Source organism: Desulfovibrio sp. DV, assembly GCF_001936595.1.
Lineage (GTDB): Bacteria > Desulfobacterota > Desulfovibrionia > Desulfovibrionales > Desulfovibrionaceae > Solidesulfovibrio.
Genome location: NZ_MLBG01000183.1, coordinates 1 through 2,828, shown reverse-complemented (window position 1 = coordinate 2,828; position 2,828 = coordinate 1). Strand labels below are relative to the sequence as shown.

The following is a 2,828-nucleotide window of genomic DNA, read 5'->3' as shown; positions in this document are numbered from 1 at the left end:
CTTGAAAATTTTCCCCATTGGGGGTCCGGGGGCCTCAGGCCCCCGGCCGCCGGAGGCATTCTTCTGCTCCTCTCTTCTCCCCTCACTCTCGTACAGGCGTCCGGGCCGGGTCAAAAGACGGAGGGAACCGGAAAATGTCAAGCAGCGAGTCACTGCCGCCGGCTTTGGTCCAGGCTGCGGCCGAGTTTAACGCCGGGTTGTATTTTGCCTGCCACGAAACCCTGGAAGCCTTCTGGCTGGCCGATGTTTCGCCCGAGCGCGACCTGTACAAGGCGGTGATCCAGGTGGCGGCCGGCCTGTATCATCTGGGAAACGGCAATGTGAAGGGTTGCCGCAAGCTCCTGACGCGGGCTACGGGATATCTCGAACGCTTCACCCCGCAAGCGGCGGGCATCGACGTGGCCGGGCTGGTCGCCAAGACCCGGACGGTCCTGGCCTGGCTGGAGACGGCCTCTCCGGGGGAGGCCCTGCCGCCGTCCCTGGTCCCGCACCTGACGCTTGCGGCCGTATAAGAAGGAGTACGCCCCATGGCCATTCGTTACGTCCATACCAATCTGATCGCCCGCGACTGGCGGTCCTTGTCCGCGTTTTACATCCGCCTGTTCGACTGCAAGCCCGTGCCCCCGGAGCGCGACCTGTCCGGCGACTGGCTCGACGCCGCAACCGGCATCGACAACTCCCACATTACCGGCCTTCACCTGCGCCTGCCCGGCCATGGCGACACCGGCCCGACGCTGGAAATCTTCTCCTACGACGCCTGCCCCGAACACCCGGATGTCTTCCCGGACACCCCGGGCTTTGCCCATATCGCCTTTTTGGTCGACGACGTGGCTGCCCTGTCCCAGGCCGTGCTCGATGCCGGCGGCTCGGCCGTTGGCGAGTTGGCCAGCCGCGACGTGCCCGGTGTGGGGCGGCTGGTCTTTCGCTACCTGCGCGATCCCGAAGGCAATGTGATCGAGCTGCAAAGCTGGAATTAGGGGAGAGTGAGAGAAGAGAAGAGGAGGCAGAAGAGTGCCTCCGGCGGCCGGGGGCCTGAGGCCCCCGGACCCCCCACTGGAAGAAGTTTTTTTAAGGGGTTTGCGGCCCCCCCCCGACAGGGGCAAAGGGGAGGGCTGGGAACGACAACGATCCTAAGGCCGTTTCCAGTGGGGGCGTTGTGCGCTATACCGTCCCCGGCGGCGATATCGCGCGCCGCAGCTTTTATCTTTCCCGTGAGCACGCCATGTCCGATTTCGTCCACCTGCATTGCCATACCGAATACAGCCTCCTCGACGGGGCCATACGCATCGGTGATCTGGTCAAGACCGCGGCCTCGTTCGGTTCGCCGGCCGCGGCCATCACCGACCACGGCAACCTCCACGGCGCGCTGACCTTTTACGATGCCGCCAAAAAAGCCGGCATAAAGCCCATCATCGGCTGCGAGGTCTACGTCACCCCCGGCAGCCGCAGCGACCGGGACCCGCGCTCGCCGCGCTACCATCTGGTGCTTTTGGCCCAGAACATGGTCGGCTACAAAAACCTGCTCAAGCTCGTGACCAAGGGCCACACCGAGGGCATGTACTACAAGCCCCGGGTGGACAAGGAGTTGCTTGGCCAATACGGCGAAGGGCTTATTGCCCTGTCCGCCTGCCTCAAGGGCGAGGTCAACCAGAAGCTTTTAAAAGAGGGCAAGGATCAGGCCGTGGCCATGGCCAAGGAGTACGCGGCCCTGTTCCCGGACCGGTTCTATCTGGAAATCCAGGCCAACGGCATTCCCGAGCAGACCACCTGCAACAATTTTCTGATCGAACTGTCCGACCATCTCAAGCTGCCGCTGGTGGCCACCAACGACTGCCACTATCTGCGCGCCGACGATGCCGAGGCCCACGACATCCTGCTGTGCATCCAGACGGCCGCCTGCGTGGACGACGTCAAACGGATGCGCTTTTCCACCCAGGACCTCTATTACCGCAGCCCCGAAGAGATGGCCGCCGCCTTTCCGGATCTGCCCCAAGCTCTGGCCAATTCCTGCGAGATTGCCGAGCGCATCGACCTGACGCTCAAATTTGGCGACTACCATTTCCCGGTCTATAAGACCCCGCCCAACCAGTCCCTCGACGAGGTCATGGCCGATATGGCCCGCAAGGGCCTGACCGAACGGCTGGCCAAGATGCCGGGCGTGGACGTCAAGGTCTACTGGGACCGCCTGGAGCTGGAACTCGGCGTCATCAAGGAGATGGGCTTCCCAGGCTATTTCCTGATCGTCCAGGATTTTATCAACTGGGCCAAGAACAACGGCATCCCGGTCGGTCCCGGCCGTGGCTCGGCCGCCGGGTCGCTGGTGGCCTACGCGCTTCGCATCACCAACCTCGACCCCTTGCCCTATGATCTTCTGTTCGAGCGGTTTCTCAATATCGAACGGGTGAGCATGCCCGATATCGACGTGGATTTTTGCGAACGCCGCCGCCACGAAGTCATCCGCTACGTCACCGAACATTACGGCGAGGAGGCCGTGGCCCAGATCACCACCTTTGGCACCATGAAGGCCAAGGGCGTGGTGCGGGACGTCGGCCGGGCGCTCGGCATGACCTTTGGCGAGACCGACCGCATCGCCAAGCTCATCCCCGAAGACCTCAAGATGACCATCGACAAGGCGCTGGCCCAGGAGCCGGAATTAAAGACCATGATGGCCCAGGACCCCCGCGTGGCCCGGCTCATCGACGTCTCCCGCCGCCTGGAAGGCCTGGCCCGCCACGCCTCCACCCACGCCGCCGGCGTGGTCGTGTCCGACACGGCCATGACCGAGTACGTGCCGCTGTATAAAGGGAAAAACAACGAAACCGTGACCC

The 2,828-nt window shown here is 63.5% G+C and carries 3 protein-coding genes; all 3 read left to right on the top strand.

Going from position 1 to position 2,828, the window contains the following annotated elements; all coding sequences use genetic code 11:
* The first annotated feature begins 134 nt into the window (after positions 1 to 134).
* On the top strand, positions 135 to 512 hold the full coding sequence (locus DVDV_RS21590; RefSeq protein ID WP_075356624.1) for a DUF309 domain-containing protein: 378 nt from the start codon (positions 135 to 137) through the stop codon (positions 510 to 512).
* Positions 513 to 527: 15 nt separating this feature from the next.
* The gene (locus DVDV_RS21585) at positions 528 to 977 is read left to right on the top strand and encodes a VOC family protein (RefSeq protein ID WP_075356623.1); all 450 of its coding nucleotides are present in this window, start codon (positions 528 to 530) and stop codon (positions 975 to 977) included.
* Between the two features lie 245 nt (positions 978 to 1,222).
* Positions 1,223 to 2,828: DNA polymerase III subunit alpha (gene dnaE, locus DVDV_RS21580; protein ID WP_139311714.1), on the top strand; the 1,606-nt coding region annotated here is incomplete at its 3' end.